General features: G+C 60.9%; 20 protein-coding genes. 10 read left to right on the top strand and 10 right to left on the bottom strand.

Annotated features, from left to right (window positions below):
• Positions 1-203 precede the first annotated feature (203 nt).
• The gene (gene rhtA, locus AC3WRD_RS15200) at positions 204-1,091 is read left to right on the top strand and encodes a threonine/homoserine exporter RhtA (RefSeq protein ID WP_102620395.1); all 888 of its coding nucleotides are present in this window, start codon (positions 204-206) and stop codon (positions 1,089-1,091) included.
• 168 nt (positions 1,092-1,259) lie between these two features.
• Positions 1,260-1,541 carry a hypothetical protein gene (locus AC3WRD_RS15195; RefSeq protein WP_096821152.1) on the top strand — a complete coding sequence of 94 codons (282 nt, stop codon included), beginning with the start codon at positions 1,260-1,262 and terminating at the stop codon, positions 1,539-1,541.
• 10 nt (positions 1,542-1,551) lie between these two features.
• Here the strand turns inward: AC3WRD_RS15195 and AC3WRD_RS15190 are convergent, their stop codons facing one another.
• Entirely contained in the window at positions 1,552-2,121 is a 570-nt protein-coding gene (locus AC3WRD_RS15190; RefSeq protein WP_102620396.1) for a TetR/AcrR family transcriptional regulator, read from the bottom strand.
• A gap of 92 nt (positions 2,122-2,213) precedes the next feature.
• Here AC3WRD_RS15190 and AC3WRD_RS15185 point away from each other — a divergent pair, with 92 nt between their 5' ends.
• Both AC3WRD_RS15185 and AC3WRD_RS15180 read left to right on the top strand, forming a co-directional pair.
• Positions 2,214-2,942, top strand: a complete 729-nt coding sequence (locus AC3WRD_RS15185; RefSeq protein ID WP_102620397.1) for an SDR family oxidoreductase — start codon at positions 2,214-2,216, stop codon at positions 2,940-2,942.
• Positions 2,943-2,975: 33 nt separating this feature from the next.
• Positions 2,976-3,566: a 2-hydroxychromene-2-carboxylate isomerase gene (locus AC3WRD_RS15180; protein WP_102620398.1), complete on the top strand. Its 591-nt coding sequence runs from the start codon at positions 2,976-2,978 to the stop codon at positions 3,564-3,566.
• On the opposite strand, the gene AC3WRD_RS15175 is transcribed toward AC3WRD_RS15180, so the two are convergent.
• Positions 3,563-4,561 carry a zinc-dependent alcohol dehydrogenase family protein gene (locus AC3WRD_RS15175; protein ID WP_102620399.1) on the bottom strand — a complete coding sequence of 333 codons (999 nt, stop codon included), beginning with the start codon at positions 4,559-4,561 and terminating at the stop codon, positions 3,563-3,565. The two genes, AC3WRD_RS15180 and AC3WRD_RS15175, sit on opposite strands and share 4 nt — an antisense overlap.
• A gap of 112 nt (positions 4,562-4,673) precedes the next feature.
• On the opposite strand from AC3WRD_RS15175, the gene AC3WRD_RS15170 reads away from it, so the two are divergent.
• The gene (locus AC3WRD_RS15170) at positions 4,674-5,582 is read left to right on the top strand and encodes a LysR family transcriptional regulator (protein ID WP_102620400.1); all 909 of its coding nucleotides are present in this window, start codon (positions 4,674-4,676) and stop codon (positions 5,580-5,582) included.
• Here AC3WRD_RS15170 and AC3WRD_RS15165 read toward each other — a convergent pair.
• The 4 genes from AC3WRD_RS15165 to AC3WRD_RS15150 all read right to left on the bottom strand — a co-directional run bounded on the left by AC3WRD_RS15165 (position 5,575) and on the right by AC3WRD_RS15150 (position 9,798).
• Positions 5,575-7,383 (bottom strand): aminopeptidase P family protein, encoded by a 1,809-nt coding sequence (locus AC3WRD_RS15165; protein ID WP_102620401.1) that lies wholly within the window; start codon positions 7,381-7,383, stop codon positions 5,575-5,577. The two genes, AC3WRD_RS15170 and AC3WRD_RS15165, sit on opposite strands and share 8 nt — an antisense overlap.
• Positions 7,384-7,440: 57 nt before the next feature.
• Positions 7,441-8,607 (bottom strand): aminotransferase class V-fold PLP-dependent enzyme, encoded by a 1,167-nt coding sequence (locus AC3WRD_RS15160; protein WP_102620402.1) that lies wholly within the window; start codon positions 8,605-8,607, stop codon positions 7,441-7,443.
• A 205-nt stretch (positions 8,608-8,812) separates the two neighbouring features.
• The gene (locus AC3WRD_RS15155; RefSeq protein ID WP_085710685.1) at positions 8,813-9,427 is read right to left on the bottom strand and encodes a LysE family translocator; all 615 of its coding nucleotides are present in this window, start codon (positions 9,425-9,427) and stop codon (positions 8,813-8,815) included.
• A 101-nt stretch (positions 9,428-9,528) separates the two neighbouring features.
• Positions 9,529-9,798, bottom strand: a complete 270-nt coding sequence (locus AC3WRD_RS15150) for a hypothetical protein (RefSeq protein WP_102620403.1) — start codon at positions 9,796-9,798, stop codon at positions 9,529-9,531.
• A gap of 387 nt (positions 9,799-10,185) precedes the next feature.
• Between AC3WRD_RS15150 and msuE the strand changes: the two genes are divergently transcribed.
• From msuE to AC3WRD_RS15130, 4 genes are read left to right on the top strand one after another with little or no spacing between them, the layout of a single operon-like run.
• Positions 10,186-10,749, top strand: a complete 564-nt coding sequence (gene msuE, locus AC3WRD_RS15145; RefSeq protein WP_102620519.1) for an FMN reductase — start codon at positions 10,186-10,188, stop codon at positions 10,747-10,749.
• A gap of 10 nt (positions 10,750-10,759) precedes the next feature.
• Positions 10,760-11,905, top strand: a complete 1,146-nt coding sequence (gene ssuD / locus AC3WRD_RS15140) for an FMNH2-dependent alkanesulfonate monooxygenase (RefSeq protein WP_007955828.1) — start codon at positions 10,760-10,762, stop codon at positions 11,903-11,905.
• Between the two features lie 10 nt (positions 11,906-11,915).
• Positions 11,916-13,103: an acyl-CoA dehydrogenase family protein gene (locus tag AC3WRD_RS15135; RefSeq protein WP_096821137.1), complete on the top strand. Its 1,188-nt coding sequence runs from the start codon at positions 11,916-11,918 to the stop codon at positions 13,101-13,103.
• Positions 13,104-13,126: 23 nt separating this feature from the next.
• Positions 13,127-14,230 carry a sigma-54 interaction domain-containing protein gene (locus AC3WRD_RS15130; RefSeq protein ID WP_096821136.1) on the top strand — a complete coding sequence of 368 codons (1,104 nt, stop codon included), beginning with the start codon at positions 13,127-13,129 and terminating at the stop codon, positions 14,228-14,230.
• Here AC3WRD_RS15130 and AC3WRD_RS15125 read toward each other — a convergent pair.
• Positions 14,227-14,592, bottom strand: coding sequence for an antibiotic biosynthesis monooxygenase (locus AC3WRD_RS15125; RefSeq protein WP_102620404.1), 366 nt, complete (start codon positions 14,590-14,592; stop codon positions 14,227-14,229). The genes AC3WRD_RS15130 and AC3WRD_RS15125 overlap by 4 nt on opposite strands.
• Before the next feature lie 90 nt (positions 14,593-14,682).
• Here AC3WRD_RS15125 and soxR point away from each other — a divergent pair, with 90 nt between their 5' ends.
• The gene (gene soxR, locus AC3WRD_RS15120; protein ID WP_102620405.1) at positions 14,683-15,141 is read left to right on the top strand and encodes a redox-sensitive transcriptional activator SoxR; all 459 of its coding nucleotides are present in this window, start codon (positions 14,683-14,685) and stop codon (positions 15,139-15,141) included.
• A 36-nt stretch (positions 15,142-15,177) separates the two neighbouring features.
• Here soxR and AC3WRD_RS15115 read toward each other — a convergent pair whose 3' ends face one another.
• The 3 genes from AC3WRD_RS15115 to AC3WRD_RS15105 form a co-directional block, all read right to left on the bottom strand.
• Positions 15,178-15,948, bottom strand: coding sequence for a MetQ/NlpA family ABC transporter substrate-binding protein (locus tag AC3WRD_RS15115; RefSeq protein ID WP_102620406.1), 771 nt, complete (start codon positions 15,946-15,948; stop codon positions 15,178-15,180).
• 73 nt (positions 15,949-16,021) lie between these two features.
• Positions 16,022-16,687 carry a methionine ABC transporter permease gene (locus AC3WRD_RS15110; protein ID WP_102620407.1) on the bottom strand — a complete coding sequence of 222 codons (666 nt, stop codon included), beginning with the start codon at positions 16,685-16,687 and terminating at the stop codon, positions 16,022-16,024.
• A 2-nt stretch (positions 16,688-16,689) separates the two neighbouring features.
• The gene (locus tag AC3WRD_RS15105; protein ID WP_102620408.1) at positions 16,690-17,904 is read right to left on the bottom strand and encodes an SfnB family sulfur acquisition oxidoreductase; all 1,215 of its coding nucleotides are present in this window, start codon (positions 17,902-17,904) and stop codon (positions 16,690-16,692) included.
• Positions 17,905-17,906: the final 2 nt, after the last annotated feature.

Below are 17,906 nucleotides of genomic sequence, written 5' to 3'. Positions count from 1 at the left end.
AAGGAGTTTTCCGTTTCGACTGCGCCGGAAGTGGGGCGAATTATAGGCCTCCAGAATCTGCCGTCAACCCCTAATTTGATTTTTCTATCAGTCGACTCAAAAAGCCCGCTTATATATAGACGCAACACCAGCGAATGCGCAGTATATTGCCCATCACTCAGTTAGTGCCTTCTACTGCCTTTACTATCGGACGATGCCGCGCAATGAACGACCAACCCCGCAGTCTTGTATCCATCCTGTTTCCGGTTGGCCTGATATTGATCGCCATGGCATCGATCCAGTCTGGCGCTTCTCTGGCCAAAAGCATGTTCCCCATCGTGGGCGCCCAAGGCACAACGACGCTACGCCTGATGTTCGCCAGCGTGATCATGCTGCTATTGCTGAGACCCTGGAGGGCAAAGCTGACGGCCAAATCGCTGCGCACCGTGATCGTGTACGGGATGGCGTTGGGCGGCATGAACTTCCTCTTCTATATGTCCTTGCGCACCGTGCCGCTCGGCATTGCGGTGGCGCTGGAGTTCACCGGGCCGCTGGCCGTCGCCATCTACGCTTCCCGTCGTGCAATCGACTTCCTCTGGATTGCCCTCGCGGCCGTCGGATTGCTGCTATTGATACCTACAGGTGCAGCGACAGCGGGTCTAGACCTTACCGGTGTGGCCTATGCGCTTGGTGCGGGTGTTTGCTGGGCGCTTTACATTCTCTTCGGCCAGAAAGCTGGCGCTGACAACGGCGTGACGACTGCAGCTCTGGGAGTGATGATCGCAGCCCTGTTCGTTGCGCCCATCGGGATCGTCCACGCCGGCGCCGCATTGCTGACGCCGTCATTGATCCCGATAGCCATTGGTGTCGCGATTCTTTCCACAGCTCTGCCCTATACCCTGGAAATGGTCGCCCTCACCCGCATGCCCGCTCGTACTTTCGGTACGCTGATGAGCATTGAGCCGGCATTTGGTGCGCTATCAGGGCTGCTGTTCCTGCAGGAATATCTCTCCTTGTCACAATGGATGGCCATCCTGTGCATTATTCTGGCTTCCGTCGGAGCAACGATGACCATGGGCAGCCATGCCAAGCCCGTGATTGCGGCGGATTGAAAGCGGTTGTAACGAAGGTCTGGCATTTGCCGCTCATTTAGGCCATGTTTAGCCTCGCAACTCAGTGCCAGATATGGACTTTTTCGGATAGGGACATCGGAACGCGTCAAGCGAGAGCGAATGCAGGCAGACCCGAGCGCCAGACTCGAGGCCGCCATAAGGACGGTAATGAAACGAATTTTGATACTGATCGCCGTACTCGCCATTTCGGGATGCGCGGCGACCTCCAAGGCTCAGGTAAAGCACGGCAAAAAAGGGCTGCACATCAACTGTTCAGGGCTCTCCTCCTCCTGGGACAAGTGCTACACCAGTGCCGCCAACTCCTGTGCGCCAAAGGGTTATAAAGTCATCGCCAAGTCCGGGGATGCGGTGGAAGAGCCGGGTGATTATCCCTTCGGTCTCAACCCCGCCGGCTATACCAGCCGAAGCATGATCGTCATCTGCAAATAAACCGCCGCCGCTATTGTGCTCGCTGAACGGCGAGCTGGCGGCCGATCTCTTCGTGACTGGACTCCAGCACCCGTTGCTGGATCTGCGGGGACGCCAACATCCGCGCCACCACCAACGCCCCGACACATTGCGACAGAATGGCCCAGGCCAGGCTGTCGCTCTCCAGAATCTGCGCCCAACTTTCCTGAAGCCGACAAATCCACAGTTCGGCCTGTTCCCGCACGACGACATCCGACCGAGCAATCTCAGCGCCCAGCGCAGGTAACGCGCAACCCAGCTCAGGCTGCTCGACATGAGCCATGTTCAGATAGAGTTTCAGGCATCGCTCCAAACGTTCACGATCCTGCTCACCCCGCCCGCCCAGCCGCTCCAGGCTCTGGCACAACTCGCGCTCGACGATAGCGGCGAACAGGGCATCCTTGGACGAGAAATGACTGTAGAACGCCGCGCCACTCAGGCCGATCATCTTCATCAGGCCATCGACACCCATCGTTGAAAATCCGCTTTTTTTCGCAGACAGCGAGCTGCTTTGCAGCAGCTTTTCTTTGGTTTCAAGCTTGTGACCGGCGGAGTACCGCATGCATTCATCCTCGCAATTGACTGCCTTGACGCTGAGCAAATCCTAGCATAACGTTCGTTCACTTAACGATCGTTTACTAAAGGGATCCACCCATGAATAACAAGAAGGTCGTATTGGTTGTCGGTGCAGGTGATGCCACAGGCGGCGCCATCGCCAGGCGGTTCGCCAAGGAAGGTTTCATCGCTTGCGTCACACGGCGCAGCGCCGACAAATTGCAACCGTTGGTGGAAGCCATCCAGGCAGACGGCGGCGAAGCCCACGGTTTTGCCTGCGATGCGCGCAAGGAAGAAGACGTCATTGCGCTGATCGAAGATATCGAAACCCGTCTCGGGCCAATCGAAGCGTTCGTTTTCAACATCGGCGCCAACGTGCCTTGCAGCATTCTCGAAGAAACGGCGCGCAAGTATTTCAAGATCTGGGAAATGGCCTGTTTATCAGGGTTTCTCAATGCCCGCGAAGTGGCCAAGCGCATGGTGACCCGCCAACGTGGCACCATTCTGTTCACCGGCGCTACCGCCGGGCTGCGCGGCGCCTCCGGTTTCGCCGCATTCGCCGGGGCCAAGCACGGCATCCGCGCACTGGCGCAAAGCATGGCCAGGGAACTCGGCCCGATGAACATTCACGTTGCCCACATCGTGGTCGACGGCGCCATCGACACCGACTTCATCCGCAGCAACTTCCCCGACAAATACGCAACCAAGGATCAGGACGGTATTCTCAATCCCGAGCATATCGCCGAGAACTATTGGTACCTGCACAGCCAGCCAAGGGACGCCTGGACCTTCGAGCTGGATCTGCGCCCCTGGAACGAACGCTGGTAATCCCTTCCAATAACAACAACGAGTGCAGCGACCATGAGCAAAACCGTGGAGTTCTACTTCGACCTCGGCAGCCCCGCCACCTATCTGGCCTACACCCAACTGCCAGGAATCTGCGCCGAGACCGGCAGCCAGCTGATCTATATCCCGATGTTGCTGGGCGGCGTATTCAAAGCCACCGGCAATGCTTCACCGGCGATGATCCCGGCCAAGGGCCGCTACATGTTTCAGGATCTGGACCGCTACGCCAAACGCTACGGCGTGCCCCTTAAATTCAATCCGCACTTCCCGATCAATACCCTGATGTTGATGCGCGCTGTCACAGGTATTCAACTGCGTCATCCAGAACGCTTCCTGGCGTTCATCGACTGCCTGTTCAAAGCGCTGTGGGTTGAGGGTCGCAGCCTCGATGAACCGGCAACGGTGGCAGCCGTGCTGACCGAACATGGCTTCAATCCTGAACAGGTACTGGCACTGACCAATGATGAAGCGGTCAAGGCTGCCCTCAAGGACAACACCGAGACGGCCGTGAAGCGTGGCGTCTTCGGCGCGCCGAGCATGTTCATCGGCAACCAGTTGTTCTTCGGTCAGGATCGGCTCGACTTCGTTGAAGAAGCCCTGCGTTAGATCTCTACTACAAGACGTCCCCGGGCTGCTTTCGATGAAAGCAGCTCATGGGCCTCGCCAGCTGACTCAAGCGTGAACCGACGCGCATCGAGCAGTGGCTTCACCTCTCCAGCTTCGATCAACAAGGCAACCTGGCGCAGGATCTCGCCATGATGCTCGCCACCCTTTCCAGTCAGCAGCGGCAATAAGGTAAACACGCCAGAGTAGGTCGCCCCCCGAAAGGACAGCGGCGCCAGACTATGCTGCCCCCAGCCCAGGCAACTCAAGACATGGCCGTGATAGATCCGCGCAGCCTTGAAGGACGCATCCAGCGTTTCACCGCCAACCGTGTCATAAACGATATCGAACCCCTCCCCCGCCGTGTATTGGCTGACATAGTCCTCGACCGACATCTCGCGGTAATCAATGAACGTCGCACCATAACCTTCAATAATTCCGCGCTGCCCCGCAGACCCCGTCGCAAAAACCTCGGCACCGAACGCGCGGGCAATTTGCACCGCCACATGCCCAACGCCACCCGCACCGCCGTGAATCAATACTTTTTGCCCGGCACTCACCCGAGCCCGATCCACCAGGCCTTCCCAGGCAGTAATCAGCACCAGCGGTAAACCTGCGGCCTCACGCATGCTCAGGTTGACCGGTTTACGCGCCAGAAGCCGCGCATCAACCACCGCAAATTCGGCCAGCGAACCCTGCACGCCGCCAATGCCGGTTGCCAACGCATAAACTTCATCGCCCAGCGCCCAGCCCTGCACGCCCTCACCCACCATCTCAATCACCCCCGCCAGATCCAACCCCAGCACCGCCGGCAACGACTGTCGGGCATGGGCGGCCTGCCCCGCACGGATTTTCAGGTCCAGCGGATTCACACCGCTGGCCTTGATCCGCACCAACACCTGCCCGACCCCGGCCACGGGGCGTTCAAGGGAAACCAAGCGTAGCGGACCGTTAGCGGTGTCCACCATCAGCGCGCGCATGTGCAGTGAGTCAGTCATTTCGGTCATTCCTGTGGGAGAAAGTGAAGCCATGTTCTCCCAACCGACTCATGCCGATAAGACGCCGAATGACTATAGTGATCATGCCAAACCGGCATGAATGAGGCGCTCCGTGGACAAGCTCAACGCAATGGCAATTTTCGTCCGGGTGGTCGAGCGCGGCAGTTTTTCCGCCGTGGCCCGGGAGCTGCGGACCACCCAACCCACCATCAGCAAAGTTCTGCGCGCCCTTGAAACCCAGTTGGGCGGCAAGCTGATTGCCCGCAGTACACGCAAGTTGTCGCTGACCGATGAAGGTCAGCGGTACTACAACGAATGCCGAAATATCCTCGCGGCCGTGGATGCTGCCGAGCTCAGCTTCCAGTCCGGCAGAGAAACGGTGGCCGGGTCGCTGCGGATCGGCTCCTCGGTCAGCTTCGGTCGGCTACACATCGCCTCGCGCCTGCCCGGTTTTCTTGAGCGCTACCCGCAAGTGCAGATTGACCTGCATCTGAACGACCAGAACCTGGATCTGGTCAGCGAAGGCCTGGATGTCAGCCTGCGCATCGGCGAGTTGAACGACAGCGGCATGATCGCCCGTCGAATCGGCACCACCCATCGCGTCACCGTCGCGGCACCTGCTTATCTGCAACGCCATGAACATCCGCAATCGCCGCGGGATCTTGCGCAGCACAACTGTCTGCAATTCAACCTGCTCGAATCGCAGAATCTGTGGACTTACGAAAAGGACGGACAACGCTACGAGGTGCGCATCAAAGGCAATGCACAGAGCAACAACTCCGAGGCAATCCGTGAAATGGTCTTGGGAGGGTTGGGTATTTCGCTGTCGCCGATCTGGCTGTTCAGCGAGGATTTGAAGGTCGGTCGAGTGGTCGCCCTGTTGCAGGACTACCAGACCCGATCACTGCCGATACACGCGGTGTCCCCGGCGAACCGTCGCCAGTCCGCCAGGGTCAACGCGTTTGTCGAGTACATGACTCAGGCGCTGGCAGCAGCGCCCGAGCTTCAACCTCTTAAATAGCGGCCGTGCGCGTGTTTAACCACGCCAGCGACTCACCACTGAGCAACGGGCTCAAACGCTCGCGCACTTCGGCGTGATAGGCGTTGAACCACTGCTTCTCTTCCTGCGTCAGCAAGGACGGTTCCAGGCAACGGGTATCGATCGGGCACAGGGTCAGGGTTTCGAACTTGAGGAATTCGCCGAACTCGCTGCTTCCAGCCAGAACGTTCATCGCCAGGTTCTCGATGCGCACACCCCAGCGGCCCGGACGGTAAGTGCCCGGCTCGATGGAGGTGATCATTCCAGGTTGCATGGCGGTTTGCGGCGCTGGCGCAGCCTGATAGGCGATCACCTGCGGACCTTCGTGCACATTGAGGAAATAACCCACGCCGTGACCGGTGCCATGGCCGTAATCCACGTTTTCGGCCCAGATCGGCGCACGGGCAATCGCATCCAGCAGTGGCGACAGAATGCCTTTCGGAAAATGCGCACGGGACAAGGCGATCACACCCTTCAACACTCGGGTGCAATCGCGTTTCTGTTCTGCGCTCGGCGTGCCGACCGCCACCATACGAGTGATGTCAGTGGTACCGCCCAAGTATTGGCCGCCGGAATCGATCAGCAGCAAGCCGTCGCCCTCGATCACCGCGTGCTCTTCCGGGGTGGCGTGGTAGTGCGGCATCGCGCCGTTGGCGTTGTACGCAGCGATGGTGTTGAAACTCAGCGACACATAATCCGGACGACGCTCACGGGCCGCCGTGAGTTTCTCGTCAATGGTCAGCTCGGTAATGCGCTCGCGACCCCAGGCCGATTCCAGCCAGGTGAAGAACTCGCACAGCGCCGCGCCGTCCTGTTCCATCGCCTGACGGATGTGCTCGGCATCCGCCGGGCTTTTTTGTGACTTGGCGAGGGTGGTCGGGTTCAGACCTTCGACCAGTTTCACGCCACTGTCGAGGTTGCCCAGCAGACCGCTGGTCACCCGTGCCGGGTCCACCAGCAGGCTCGCGCCGTTCGGGATCGCGCGCAAGGCGTCAGCAATTTCGCTGTAGTCGCGCAGGGTCACGCCATCCTTTTCCAGCACGGCACGCAGTTCCGCGTCGACCTTGCTCAACGCTACAAACAGCGTGGCCTGTTGCTGGCCGATCAGCGCAAAGGAAACGAACACCGGGTTGAACGACACATCGCCGCCGCGCAGGTTGAACAGCCAGGCGATGTCGTCGAGGGTGGCGATGAAGTGCCAATCGGCGCCGCGTTCCTGCAGGGTTTCACGCAGTTGGGCGAGTTTCTCGCCACGGCTGACGGTCGCCTGCGGCGGCAAGTGTTGATAGATCGGCGCGTTCGGCAGGCCCGGACGGTCGCTCCAGACTTCGTTCAACAGGTCGAGGTCGGTCCGCAGGCTGGCGCCGCGCGCTTCGAGCTTGCTGCCCAGGGTCCGCGCCGACGCCACGGCCATTACCGCGCCATCGACCGCGACCACGCCACCTTCCGGCGTCTGCTCGGCCAGCCAGTCCAGCGGGCTCGGCTGGCCCGGTTGCAACTTGACCAACTCGATGCCGCTGCCCTTGAGCTCCTTGGTCGCCTGTTCCCAGTAACGACTGTCGGCCCAGACCCCGGCGAAATCAGTGGTGACAATCAATGTCCCCACCGAGCCATGGAAACCCGACAACCATTGCCGCCCCTGCCAGTAACCCGGCAGGTATTCCGACAGGTGCGGGTCGGCGGACGGCACCAACAGTGCGTGGATGCCTTCGCGACGCATCAGTTCGCGGGTGTGCGCCAGGCGCTGGGGAACCGTTCCTTCGGTCAAAGTCTGGGTACTCATCGTGTCTCCTGCCAATCACTTCATCGTTATTGTTCGGTGCCGTTCGAAGTCGGCTCGTTAAAGCCCTGTCGCCCAGAATGCCGGAGCACTGGCGCAGGCGGTCTTGATCAGATCTACAGCCTTGTCGATGTCCTCGGCGGTGGTGAAACGACCGAGGCTCAGACGAATGGTACGGCCGGCCAGATGCGCATCGTGCCCCAATGCCAGCAGTACGTGGGACGGTGTGTTGCTGGCAGAGTTGCAGGCCGAAGTCGCAGAGAACGCGATCGAATGGCTCAGCGCCGCCGGGTTGAACTCGCCTTCGCTGAAGGTCAGGCTCAGGGTATGCGGGATACGTTGGCTGGCGCTGCCGTTGAGGCGTACGCCGGGCAGGCTCAACAGTTGCTCGAGCAGGCGCTCGCGCAGCGCGACGATGTTTTTCTTCTCTTCATCAAAAGCCTCGGCGGCCAGGGCAAAGGCCGAGCCCATCGCGGCGATCTGGTGAGTCGCCAGCGTACCGGAACGCAATCCGCCCTCGTGGCCGCCACCGTGAATCTGCGCCTGCAAGCGCTGTTGCGCACGCGGGCCGACGTACAGCGCGCCGATGCCTTTGGGGCCGTAGAGCTTGTGTGCCGAGAACGACATCAGGTCCACCGGCCATTGCGCCAGATCGATCGCGACCTTGCCGGCGCCCTGGGCCGCATCGACGTGGAACAACGCCCCGCGTCCACGCACCACTTCGCCGATGGCCGGGATGTCGTTGACGGTGCCGAGTTCGTTGTTGACCAGCATCAACGACACCAGAAAGGTGTCGTCGCGCATCGCTTCGCTGACCGCTTGCGCAGTAATCAGGCCGTCGGCGTCCGGCACCAGATAGGTCACGGCGACACCGGCGTCCTGCAATTGCCGGGCAGTGTCGAGGATGGCCTTGTGTTCGATCTGACTGGTGATGATGTGGCCGCCGGACACGCCACGGGCCTGGGCCACGCCTTTGAGAGCAAGGTTGTTGGATTCGGTGGCGCCGGAGGTCCAGACGATCTGTTGCGCCTGGGCGCCGACCAGTTCGGCGACTTGCTGACGGGCGTTCTCGACGGTTTTTCGAGCCTGTTGGCCGAAGGCGTGGGAACTGGAGGCCGGGTTGCCGAAGTTACCGTTGAAACCCAGACACTCGACCATCACCTGGATGACCCGCTCGTCCACCGGGGTGGTGGCGGCGTAATCGAAATACAGTGGACGTTCATTCATAAAAAGACTCGCAGAGCGTGTTCCGGGATCAGGAAGCTCGTGTCTACAAACGGCACGGCGCAGCCTTGTGAGCTGCGCCCGGGTTCGAGAGCGTCATCAATACCTGATCGGATGCCGTTAAAGAAGTAGGGCTTCATTAAAAGTGCGTAGGAACGCTCCTGAACGCGACTTTAACAGGCATCGGGCCGGCGGTTGTAGCACTGCGTCAGCTAAAGCTTTCAAGGAGTAACGGATACAGCGAAATCACCAGCAGCGCCGCCATGCCCCAGTTGAACACCCGCAACCAGCGGCGATCCTTGAGCACGTTGCGCAGCAAGGTCCCGCACGCCGCCCAGACGCCGACGCTCGGCAGGTTGATGATGGCGAACACCGCAGCAATCACGATCACGTTGGTGAAATAACCCTGCATCGGCGTGTAGGTGCTTATCGCACCGATCGCCATGATCCAGGCCTTGGGATTGACCCATTGGAAAGCCGCCGCGCCGAGGTAGCTGATCGGTTTTGCCTCGCCCGATTCACTTTCGCCGACAGGGCCGGAGTGAGCGATTTTCCACGCCAGGTACAGCAAGTACGCTGCGCCGACGTAACGCAGGACCGTATAGAGAAGAGGATAAGTCTGAAACACCGCGCCCAAACCAAAACCCACCGCCACCACCAGCACAAAAAAGCCGCAGGTAATGCCGAGCATATGGGGGATGGTGCGGTTAAAGCCGAAATTCACGCCCGATGCCAGCAACATGGTGTTGTTCGGCCCCGGCGTGATCGAGGTGACAAGGGCAAACAGGGCAAAGCCCAGCAACAGGTCGAGCGAGAGGGTCATGGCAGGCAGTCCGTCAGGGTCATTCAGGTGTTGACCCTATCCCACGGCGCCGCGCAAACCCACGGACAGTTGGGTAAAACTTCGAGCAGTACAGTTGCGGATCAGCTAGGACGACCGTGCAGCTGTACGGTCCGCTCCGCGCTCATTTCACTCTTGTTATCAAACCCGAAAGTCTTCTGTGACTGGCCGAGCAGTTGGGCTTTCTTCGCGTGGTATTCCTCGAAGGACAAGCCGCTGCGGTTCAGGGTTTCCAGCGCCAGCTCGCGGGTTTCTTCCGCCGTGTAAGGACGCAGTTCCGGGGAAACGTGGCTCGCGCAACCGGCGAGAACGGAAACAGCGAGCATCAGGGAAACAGTCAGTAAACGATTCATGGGAGCGTCCTGGCGAGCAGTGTGGGTCGATGGAGAAAGGCTACGCCCGGGCACGCTTCGGCAGAAATCAACGCTCTCAATAGTGGCTATCAGGATTCGGGCAGTCAGACACGAATATTCATTAAAGATCTATCAATATCAATTAACAGTCTTTTACGGAATAACAGGCAGCCTTTATAAATCCTTCAACGCGTTCGGCACTGTTGCTCCAGCAACTGTTTCCCAGGCAACAGCGGTTCAACAAACCGGCCTGAAAGTCACATGAGCGCAGCCACCGACAACGCTCAAAGCCCCGGAATACGGGCCTTACAGGAATTGGTACAGCGCTTGCTCTGCTCCAGTGACTACTCACTGCTCGCCGAGCAACTGTTGAAAAAGGAACTGACCATGTCGCGTCCACTGAAAGTCGTCGCCCTGTCCGGCGGAACCTGGCGTCCGTCCCGCACCTTGGTGCTGACCCAGGCCTTGCTGGCCGAATTGTCCGGGCACCTGCCGGTCGAGAGTCACCTGATCGAACTCGGTGACATCGCCCGCCCGCTTGGCGCAGCACTGTCCCGCCAGGAACTGCCGGCCGAGATCGAAGCCGAGCTGCAAGCCATCGAACAGGCTGACCTGTTGATCGTCGCCGCGCCGGTGTATCGCGGCTCCTATCCGGGGCTGCTCAAGCACTTGTTCGACCTGATTGATCTCAATGCGCTGATCGACACGCCTGTGCTGCTCGCCGCCACCGGTGGCAGCGAACGTCATGCGCTGGTCCTCGATCATCAGTTGCGCCCGCTGTTCAGTTTCTTCCAGGCCGTGACCCTGCCGATCGGCGTGTACGCCACTGAGGCCGATTTCGCCGATTACCAGATCACCAGCGAGCAACTAAAAGCGCGCATCCGTCTGGCCGCCGAACGCGCCGCGCCGCTGTTTGGTGCTCACCTCAAACCGTTGCTGAAAATCGCTTAAGGAGCTGTTCATGGATGTTTTCTGGTTCCTGCCGACCCACGGCGACGGTCACTATCTGGGCACCACCCAAGGCGCGCGCCCGGTCACCCTCAATTACCTGAAACAGGTGGCGCAAGCCGCCGACAGCCTTGGCTACCACGGCGTGCTGATTCCCACCGGGCGTTCCTGCGAAGATTCGTGGGTGATCGCTTCGGCGCTGGTGCCGCTGACCGAACGCCTGCGTTATCTGGTGGCGATCCGTCCGGGGATCATTTCGCCGACCGTCTCGGCGCGCATGGCCGCGACCCTGGATCGACTGTCCAACGGTCGCTTGCTGATCAACGTCGTGACCGGCGGTGATCCGGACGAAAACCGTGGCGACGGCAGTTTCCTCAGCCACAGCGAACGCTACGAAGTCACCGACGAATTCCTCAAAATCTGGCGTCGCGTGTTGCAAGGCGAGGCGGTGGATTTCGAAGGCAAACACCTGAAGGTGCAGAACGCCAAAGCCTTGTATCCACCGGTGCAGAAACCCTATCCGCCGCTGTACTTCGGCGGTTCCTCCGACGCGGCCCACGATCTGGCCGCCGAACAGGTCGACGTGTACCTGACCTGGGGCGAACCGCCGGCCGCCGTCGCCGAAAAACTCGCCGACGTGCGTGAACGCGCCGCCCGTCACGGGCGCAAAGTGAAGTTCGGCATCCGCCTGCATGTGATCGTGCGCGAGACCGCCGAAGAAGCCTGGAAAGCCGCCGACAAACTGATCGAACACATCAGCGATGAAACCATCGAGGCCGCGCAGAAATCCTTTTCGCGTTTCGACTCCGAAGGCCAGCGACGCATGGCCGCTCTGCACGACGGGCGCCGCGACAACCTGGAAATCGCCCCCAACCTGTGGGCCGGCGTCGGCCTGGTGCGCGGCGGGGCCGGCACCGCGCTGGTCGGCGATCCACAACAAGTGGCGGCGCGAATCAAGGAATACGCAGACCTGGGCATCGAGAGTTTCATCTTCTCCGGCTACCCGCATCTCGAAGAGGCCTACCGCTTTGCCGAGCTGGTGTTCCCGTTGTTGCCCGAGCCGTATGCAAGCCTGGCCGGACGCGGCGTGACCAATCTCACCGGGCCGTTCGGCGAAATGATCGCCAACGATGTACTGCCCGCCAAAGCCAACGCCTGAGGAAGACCGAGTGACTGCCAAACCGCAAAGCACCCTGCTCTCCCCCTTGCAGACCGCCCGCCAACTGGCCGCCGAATTCGCCCTGACCGCTGTCGAGCGCGACGAACGCGGCGGCACGCCGAAAGCCGAACGCGACGCCCTGCGCGACAGCGGTCTGCTGGCCCTGAGCATTCCCACCCGATACGGCGGCCTCGGTGCGCGCTGGAGCGAAACCCTGGAAGTCGTGCGCGAATTCGCCAAGGTCGACAGCTCGATCGCCCACGTCTTCGGTTTTCATCATTTGATGTTGGCTACCGTGCGCCTGTTTTCTCGCCCGGAACAATGGCAGCCGTGGTTCGAACAGACTGCAAGGCAGAACTGGTTCTGGGGTAACGCGCTCAATCCGCTGGACACCCGCACCGTGGTCAAGGACCTGGGCGGCTGGCGCGAGTTTTCCGGCAAGAAGAGCTTCTGCTCCGGCGCCAGCGATTCACAAATGCTGATCGCCTCGGCGGTGGACGAAAGCAACGGCGGCAAACTGCTGATCGCGGCAATTCCCAGCGGGCGCAGCGGCATCACCTTGCACAACGACTGGAATAACATCGGCCAGCGCCAGACCGACAGCGGCAGCGCCACGTTCGAACGGGTACGGGTCGAGGAATCGGAACTGCTGCTGGATCCGGGTCCGTTGAGTACCCCGTTCGCCTGTTTGCGCCCATTGATCGCACAACTGACGTTCACGCATATGTTTCTCGGTATCGCCGAAGGGGCCTTTGAAGAAGCGCGGCAATACACCCTCAGCGAAACCCGCGTCTGGCACAAATCCTCGGTGCGCGAGGTGCGTGAAGACCCGTATGTGCTGGCCCATTACGGCGATTTCTGGGTCGCCCTCGAAGGCATCCGTCTGCTGGTGGAACGCGCCGCCACGTTGCTCGACGAGGCGTGGGCCAAAGGCCCGAACCTCAGCGCCGAAGAACGCGGTCACCTGGCCACGGCGATTGCCACGGCCAAGGTCGCCGCCAGTCGTCAGGGCCTGGAGATTTGCAGCCGGCTGTTCGAAGTCACCGGCGCCCGTTCAACCCACGCGTCGCTGCGCCTCGACCGACACTGGCGCAACCTGCGCACGCAAACCCTGCACGACCCGCTGGATTACAAACTCCACGAGCTGGGCGACTGGGCGCTGAACCAGTCCCTGCCGGTGCCGACGTTCTATTCCTGATTTCCTTTCGTGGAGCGAGACCCATGCAACTGCTGACCCTACCGCCCTCACCCGCCCTGGCCACGTCGATCCGCGCCACCGCCCAGGTCTTCGAAGACCCGAAGTCCCAGGCCTTGCTCGCGCATCTGCAACAAGTCGCACCGAGCGAAGCCAGCGTGCTGATCATCGGCGAAACCGGCACCGGCAAGGAGTTGGTGGCGCGGCACATCCACAACCTGAGCAACCGGCGCAACCGGCCATTCATTGCGGTGAACTGCGGGGCGTTCTCCGAATCACTGGTGGAAGCCGAACTGTTCGGCCATGAAAAAGGCGCCTTCACCGGCGCCCTCAGCGCCAAGGCCGGGTGGTTCGAAGAGGCGGATGGCGGCACGTTGTTCCTCGATGAGATCGGCGATTTGCCGATGGCGATCCAGGTCAAACTGCTGCGGGTGTTGCAGGAGCGCGAAGTGGTCCGCCTGGGTTCGCGCAAGAGCATTCCCATCGATGTACGGGTGCTGGCGGCGACCAACGTGCAACTGGAGAAAGCCATCAACGCCGGGCATTTCCGCGAGGATCTGTATTATCGGTTGAACGTGGTCAATCTGGAGCTGAGCCCGTTGCGCGACCGACCCGGCGACATCCTGCCGCTGACCCGGCATTTCATCGAGGCTTACAGTCAGCGTCTGGGTTACGGACGCATCACCATCAGCCCCGGCGCCGAGCACAAGCTGCGCGGCTACAGTTGGCCGGGCAACATTCGCGAGCTGGAAAACGTCATCCATCACACGCTGCTGATCTGCCGTAACGGCGTGATCGAGCGCGATGATCTGCGCCTGTCGAACCTGCGTATCGATCGCCCGGACGACCAGCATTCCAATGTCGACGACTCACCGGAAGCGCTACTCGAACGCGCTTTCCAGAAGCTCTTCGAACAACAGGCCGGCGCGCTGCATGAAAAGGTCGAGGACGCGTTGCTGCGTTCGGCCTATCGCTTCTGCCACTACAACCAGGTGCACACCGCCGCGCTGCTCGGCCTGAGCCGTAACGTGACCCGCACGCGGCTGATCAAGATCGGCGAACTGGCAGTCAACAAGCGACGACCCACGGAAAACCTGCAAGGCGAACGCTTGATCCAGTTGTCGATCTAGCCCACCAATTGGCAGTGCAAGCCATCGTCATGACTGCGGGCGATGCTGCTCAGCACCTGGAATGAACCGAAGGTCACGGTGCGCGCCTGATGGGTGCGGATCAACTGCCAGAAGTCCTGCTCACCGGTTTCGAAACTCTGGAACGCCGCCTCCCCCGCCTCGCGGGATTGCCATTGCAGGAACCCCAACACCCGCCGGCCATCGTCACTGGCCTGAACACTGGCGCTGACGAATCCGGCATAACGCTGGGCCAGACGCTCGGTCTGCACGGTCAGCGCCGAGACCAGCGCCGGTTGTTGGGCGGGTTCGATTTCAAATTCGATCAATTGGGTGAAGCTGCGGTTTTTCGCTGGTGCTTGCATGACATCCCCACTCTGTCAGGTGAATCTTGCGGTTCGAAGGCCTGCAGGGTAAAACCTCGAGTTAACTAGAGGTCAAGGGGCAATGTTCAAATGGTCGCAGCGGAAAATGTGCACAGGCAACTCACCGTCGGCGAAGTCGCGGCCCGCAGTGGCGTGGCCGTCACTGCCCTGCATTTCTATGAATCCAAAGGTTTGATCAAAAGCCAGCGCAATGCCGGCAACCAGCGGCGTTACCCACGGGAAGTGTTGCGGCGAGTGGCGTTGATCAAGGTGGCGCAACGGCTGGGCATTCCACTGGCGGAAATCGGCGAGGCGTTGAAACAGTTGCCGGGCAACCGCGCACCGACGGCGGCGGACTGGAAAGAGTTGTCGGAGCAGTGGCGGCGGGAGCTGGACGAGCGGATCAATCAGTTGATGCTGCTGCGGGATCGACTGACCGGCTGCATCGGTTGCGGATGCCTGTCGATGGAGGCATGTCCGCTGCGCAATCAGGGGGATGTGCTGGGCGAACAGGGGCCGGGAGCGCACTTTCTCGATATCCCCACCTGAGGGCTCCCTTTTCGTGGGAGCCCTCAGATCACTCCATCAGAAGCCCGGCGCAATCTGCCCTTTGTAGCGGGTCAGAATGAACTGACGCACTTCATCGGAATTCAACGCCTTGGCCAGTTTCTGCAGGCCCGGATCGTTGATGTTGTCGGGACGTGCGACCAGAAACTCGATGTACAGGCTTTTGCCCTTCTCGACGATTAGCGCGCTGTTGGTGTCGATCCCGGCTTCCAGCGCGTAGTTGGCGAACACGAAGGCCAGGTCCACCTGACTCACGGAACGGGCCAGCAACGCACCTTCCAGTTCACGGATTTTCAGGTGCTTGGGGTTTTCGACGATGTCGCGTTGGGTGGCCAGGGTGTTGCTCGGATCCTTGAGCTTGATCAGCCCCGCCTCGTGCAACAGCACCAGGGCGCGGCCGGTATTCACCGGGTCGTTGGGGATCGACACGCTCGCGCCGTCCTTCAGCTCCGAAATGTTCTTGATCCTGGTCGAGTAGGCGCCGAACGGTTCGATGTGCACGCCGACCACCGGCACCAGATTGGTATGGCGGGTCTTGTTGAAATCATCGAGAAACGGCCGGTACTGATAGTAGTTGGCGTCGAGGTTTTTCAGCGCCAGTTGCTGGTTGGGCTGGATGAAGTCGGTGAAGACCTTGATGTCCAGATCCACGCCTTCCTTGGCCAGGGTCGGTTTGACGAACTCGAGGATTTCCGCGTGCGGCACCGGGGTAGCACCGACGATCAGTTTTTCGTTGGCGTGGGCGCCGAACGACAGAACGGCAGCCAGAACGGCCAGGGTCTTTTTCATGTTGTGCTCCAAGGCAGATTTGAGTGGCCGTCGTGGGGTGAACGTGGGGCCTTTATGGGTTGAAATTGTTTTGTCAGCGTCGGCTGAAGTGCGCCACCAGTCGGTCACCGGTCATTTGCAGGGCCTGCACCAGAATCAGCAGCAACACCACGGTGACCACCATCACGTCGGTCTGAAAGCGCTGATAGCCGTAGCGGATCGCCAGATCGCCGAGCCCGCCGCCACCGATCACGCCGGCCATCGCCGTGTAATCCACCAGCACGATGGCCGTAACGGTCACCGCGGCGAGCAACCCGCCCCGGGCTTCCGGCAACAGCGTGTGGCGAATGATCTGCCAGGTGTTGGCGCCCATGGCCTGGGTCGCCTCGACCACGCCGCGATCGACTTCGCGCAACGCGGTTTCCACCAGTCGCGCAAAGAACGGTGTGCAGCCGACCACCAATGGCGGAATGGTGCCCGGCACGCCCAGCGAAGTGCCCACCAGCAGCGTGGTCAGCGGAATCAACACGATCAGCAAAATGATGAACGGCAGCGAACGCAGCATGTTCACGATCACTGACAGCACCCGATACACGCCGACCGTTTCATGCAACTGGCGCTTGCCGGTGAGAAACAGCAGCAGCCCCAGCGGCAGGCCCAGCAACACCGTGAACAGCAGCGCCGCGCCGAGCATGCTCAGGGTGTCGAGACAGGCCTGGGCAATGTCGGCCCAGTAAAGGTGTTTGAACCACTCGGCCATGATCAGGACCAGTCGTGACGCGGAGGTTTGATGCCGTTGAGCAGCCAGTTGCCGACCACGTGATACTTCCAGCGCACCGGGTCATGCAGGGTGTGGACCCGGGCGTTGCGCCAGTGACGGTCGAAGTTGTGCTTCTTCAGGGTCGAGCGGGTGCCACCGAGTTCGAACAACTTGTTGCTGGCCTCGATGGCGATTTCGGTGGTCAGCACTTTGGCCTTGGCCACGGCCAGGGAGGCCAGCGCGACGTTGTCTTCATCGGGCGCCGGACGTGCGGCGTCGAGCGCCCAACCGGCGCGTTCGAGCAGGGCTTCGGCGGCTTCCAGACGGATTTCCAGTGCGCCGATCTGAATGATCGTCAGCGGATCTTCGCTGGCCTTGTCTACCCCCGCGTCGATCCATGGCCGGGCAAACTGACGAACGAATTCAACGGTGTCGCGCAACGCCGCCCGGGCGATGCCGGCGTCGATGGCGGCGGTGGTCAACTGGGCGAACGGTCCGGCCAGGGTCGGGCTTTCGTAGGAGCGATAAGTCGGGAACAGATTGAACGGCGCCACCTGCAGATCTTCTGCCAGCACCGTACCGCTGGACGTGGTGCGCTGGCCGATGCTGTCCCAGTCATCGACGATCACCAGCCCTTTCGTGCCGCGCTCGACAAAGGCCAACTGGCCCTTCTGTTCTTCATCCAGCGCCAGCACCGCCAGCCAGTGGGCGTAGAGAGAACCGGTGCAGTAACCCTTGCGGCCGTTGATCACGAATCCGTCGCCATAACGGCGGATGGTTGCCTGAATGTCCTGCACGTTTTTGCCGCCGGTTTCCGACAGCGCATTGGCGAAACGATGACCTTGCAGCGCCAGTTCGAAGAAATGCGCCTGCTGCGCCGGCGTGCCTTGCAGGCGGATGTCTTCGAGCAGGCAGTAATGGTTTTGCGGGATCTGTCCGAGGGACGGATCGGCGGCGGAAATAATCGCGATCACTTGGGCCAGCACCGCGTAGGACACCTGGGCGCCGCCGTACTCCTTCGGCACGCTGATGCCCCACAGACCACTGTTGGAATACAGGTCGACGATCTCGGCGGGCACTTCACGGCTGCGGTCGCGCTCGGCGGCGTGCTCCTGCAAAACGGCGGCGACCTGTTCGGCCACGCGCAAGGCTTCGGCGGCGTCGGCGATACGGTGGGCGGCCGGCGGGTTGATCGGATAAACGGCAGATTCAGACATGG

The organism is Pseudomonas sp. FW215-R2 (assembly GCF_058789255.1).
This window is presented reverse-complemented; position numbering and strand designations above follow the sequence as displayed.

What these genes read in the sequence shown, in the direction of transcription:
- rhtA (WP_102620395.1), top strand. Translation starts at nt 204, where the DNA reads ATGAACGACCAACCCCGCAGTCTTGTATCCATCCTGTTTCCGGTTGGC.
- AC3WRD_RS15195 (WP_096821152.1), top strand. Translation starts at nt 1,260, where the DNA reads ATGAAACGAATTTTGATACTGATCGCCGTACTCGCCATTTCGGGATGC.
- AC3WRD_RS15190 (WP_102620396.1), bottom strand. Translation starts at nt 2,121, where the DNA reads ATGCGGTACTCCGCCGGTCACAAGCTTGAAACCAAAGAAAAGCTGCTG.
- AC3WRD_RS15185 (WP_102620397.1), top strand. Translation starts at nt 2,214, where the DNA reads ATGAATAACAAGAAGGTCGTATTGGTTGTCGGTGCAGGTGATGCCACA.
- AC3WRD_RS15180 (WP_102620398.1), top strand. Translation starts at nt 2,976, where the DNA reads ATGAGCAAAACCGTGGAGTTCTACTTCGACCTCGGCAGCCCCGCCACC.
- AC3WRD_RS15175 (WP_102620399.1), bottom strand. Translation starts at nt 4,561, where the DNA reads ATGACTGACTCACTGCACATGCGCGCGCTGATGGTGGACACCGCTAAC.
- AC3WRD_RS15165 (WP_102620401.1), bottom strand. Translation starts at nt 7,383, where the DNA reads ATGAGTACCCAGACTTTGACCGAAGGAACGGTTCCCCAGCGCCTGGCG.
- AC3WRD_RS15160 (WP_102620402.1), bottom strand. Translation starts at nt 8,607, where the DNA reads ATGAATGAACGTCCACTGTATTTCGATTACGCCGCCACCACCCCGGTG.
- AC3WRD_RS15155 (WP_085710685.1), bottom strand. Translation starts at nt 9,427, where the DNA reads ATGACCCTCTCGCTCGACCTGTTGCTGGGCTTTGCCCTGTTTGCCCTT.
- AC3WRD_RS15150 (WP_102620403.1), bottom strand. Translation starts at nt 9,798, where the DNA reads ATGAATCGTTTACTGACTGTTTCCCTGATGCTCGCTGTTTCCGTTCTC.
- msuE (WP_102620519.1), top strand. Translation starts at nt 10,186, where the DNA reads ATGTCGCGTCCACTGAAAGTCGTCGCCCTGTCCGGCGGAACCTGGCGT.
- ssuD (WP_007955828.1), top strand. Translation starts at nt 10,760, where the DNA reads ATGGATGTTTTCTGGTTCCTGCCGACCCACGGCGACGGTCACTATCTG.
- AC3WRD_RS15130 (WP_096821136.1), top strand. Translation starts at nt 13,127, where the DNA reads ATGCAACTGCTGACCCTACCGCCCTCACCCGCCCTGGCCACGTCGATC.
- AC3WRD_RS15125 (WP_102620404.1), bottom strand. Translation starts at nt 14,592, where the DNA reads ATGCAAGCACCAGCGAAAAACCGCAGCTTCACCCAATTGATCGAATTT.
- soxR (WP_102620405.1), top strand. Translation starts at nt 14,683, where the DNA reads ATGGTCGCAGCGGAAAATGTGCACAGGCAACTCACCGTCGGCGAAGTC.
- AC3WRD_RS15115 (WP_102620406.1), bottom strand. Translation starts at nt 15,948, where the DNA reads ATGAAAAAGACCCTGGCCGTTCTGGCTGCCGTTCTGTCGTTCGGCGCC.
- AC3WRD_RS15110 (WP_102620407.1), bottom strand. Translation starts at nt 16,687, where the DNA reads ATGGCCGAGTGGTTCAAACACCTTTACTGGGCCGACATTGCCCAGGCC.
- AC3WRD_RS15105 (WP_102620408.1), bottom strand. Translation starts at nt 17,904, where the DNA reads ATGTCTGAATCTGCCGTTTATCCGATCAACCCGCCGGCCGCCCACCGT.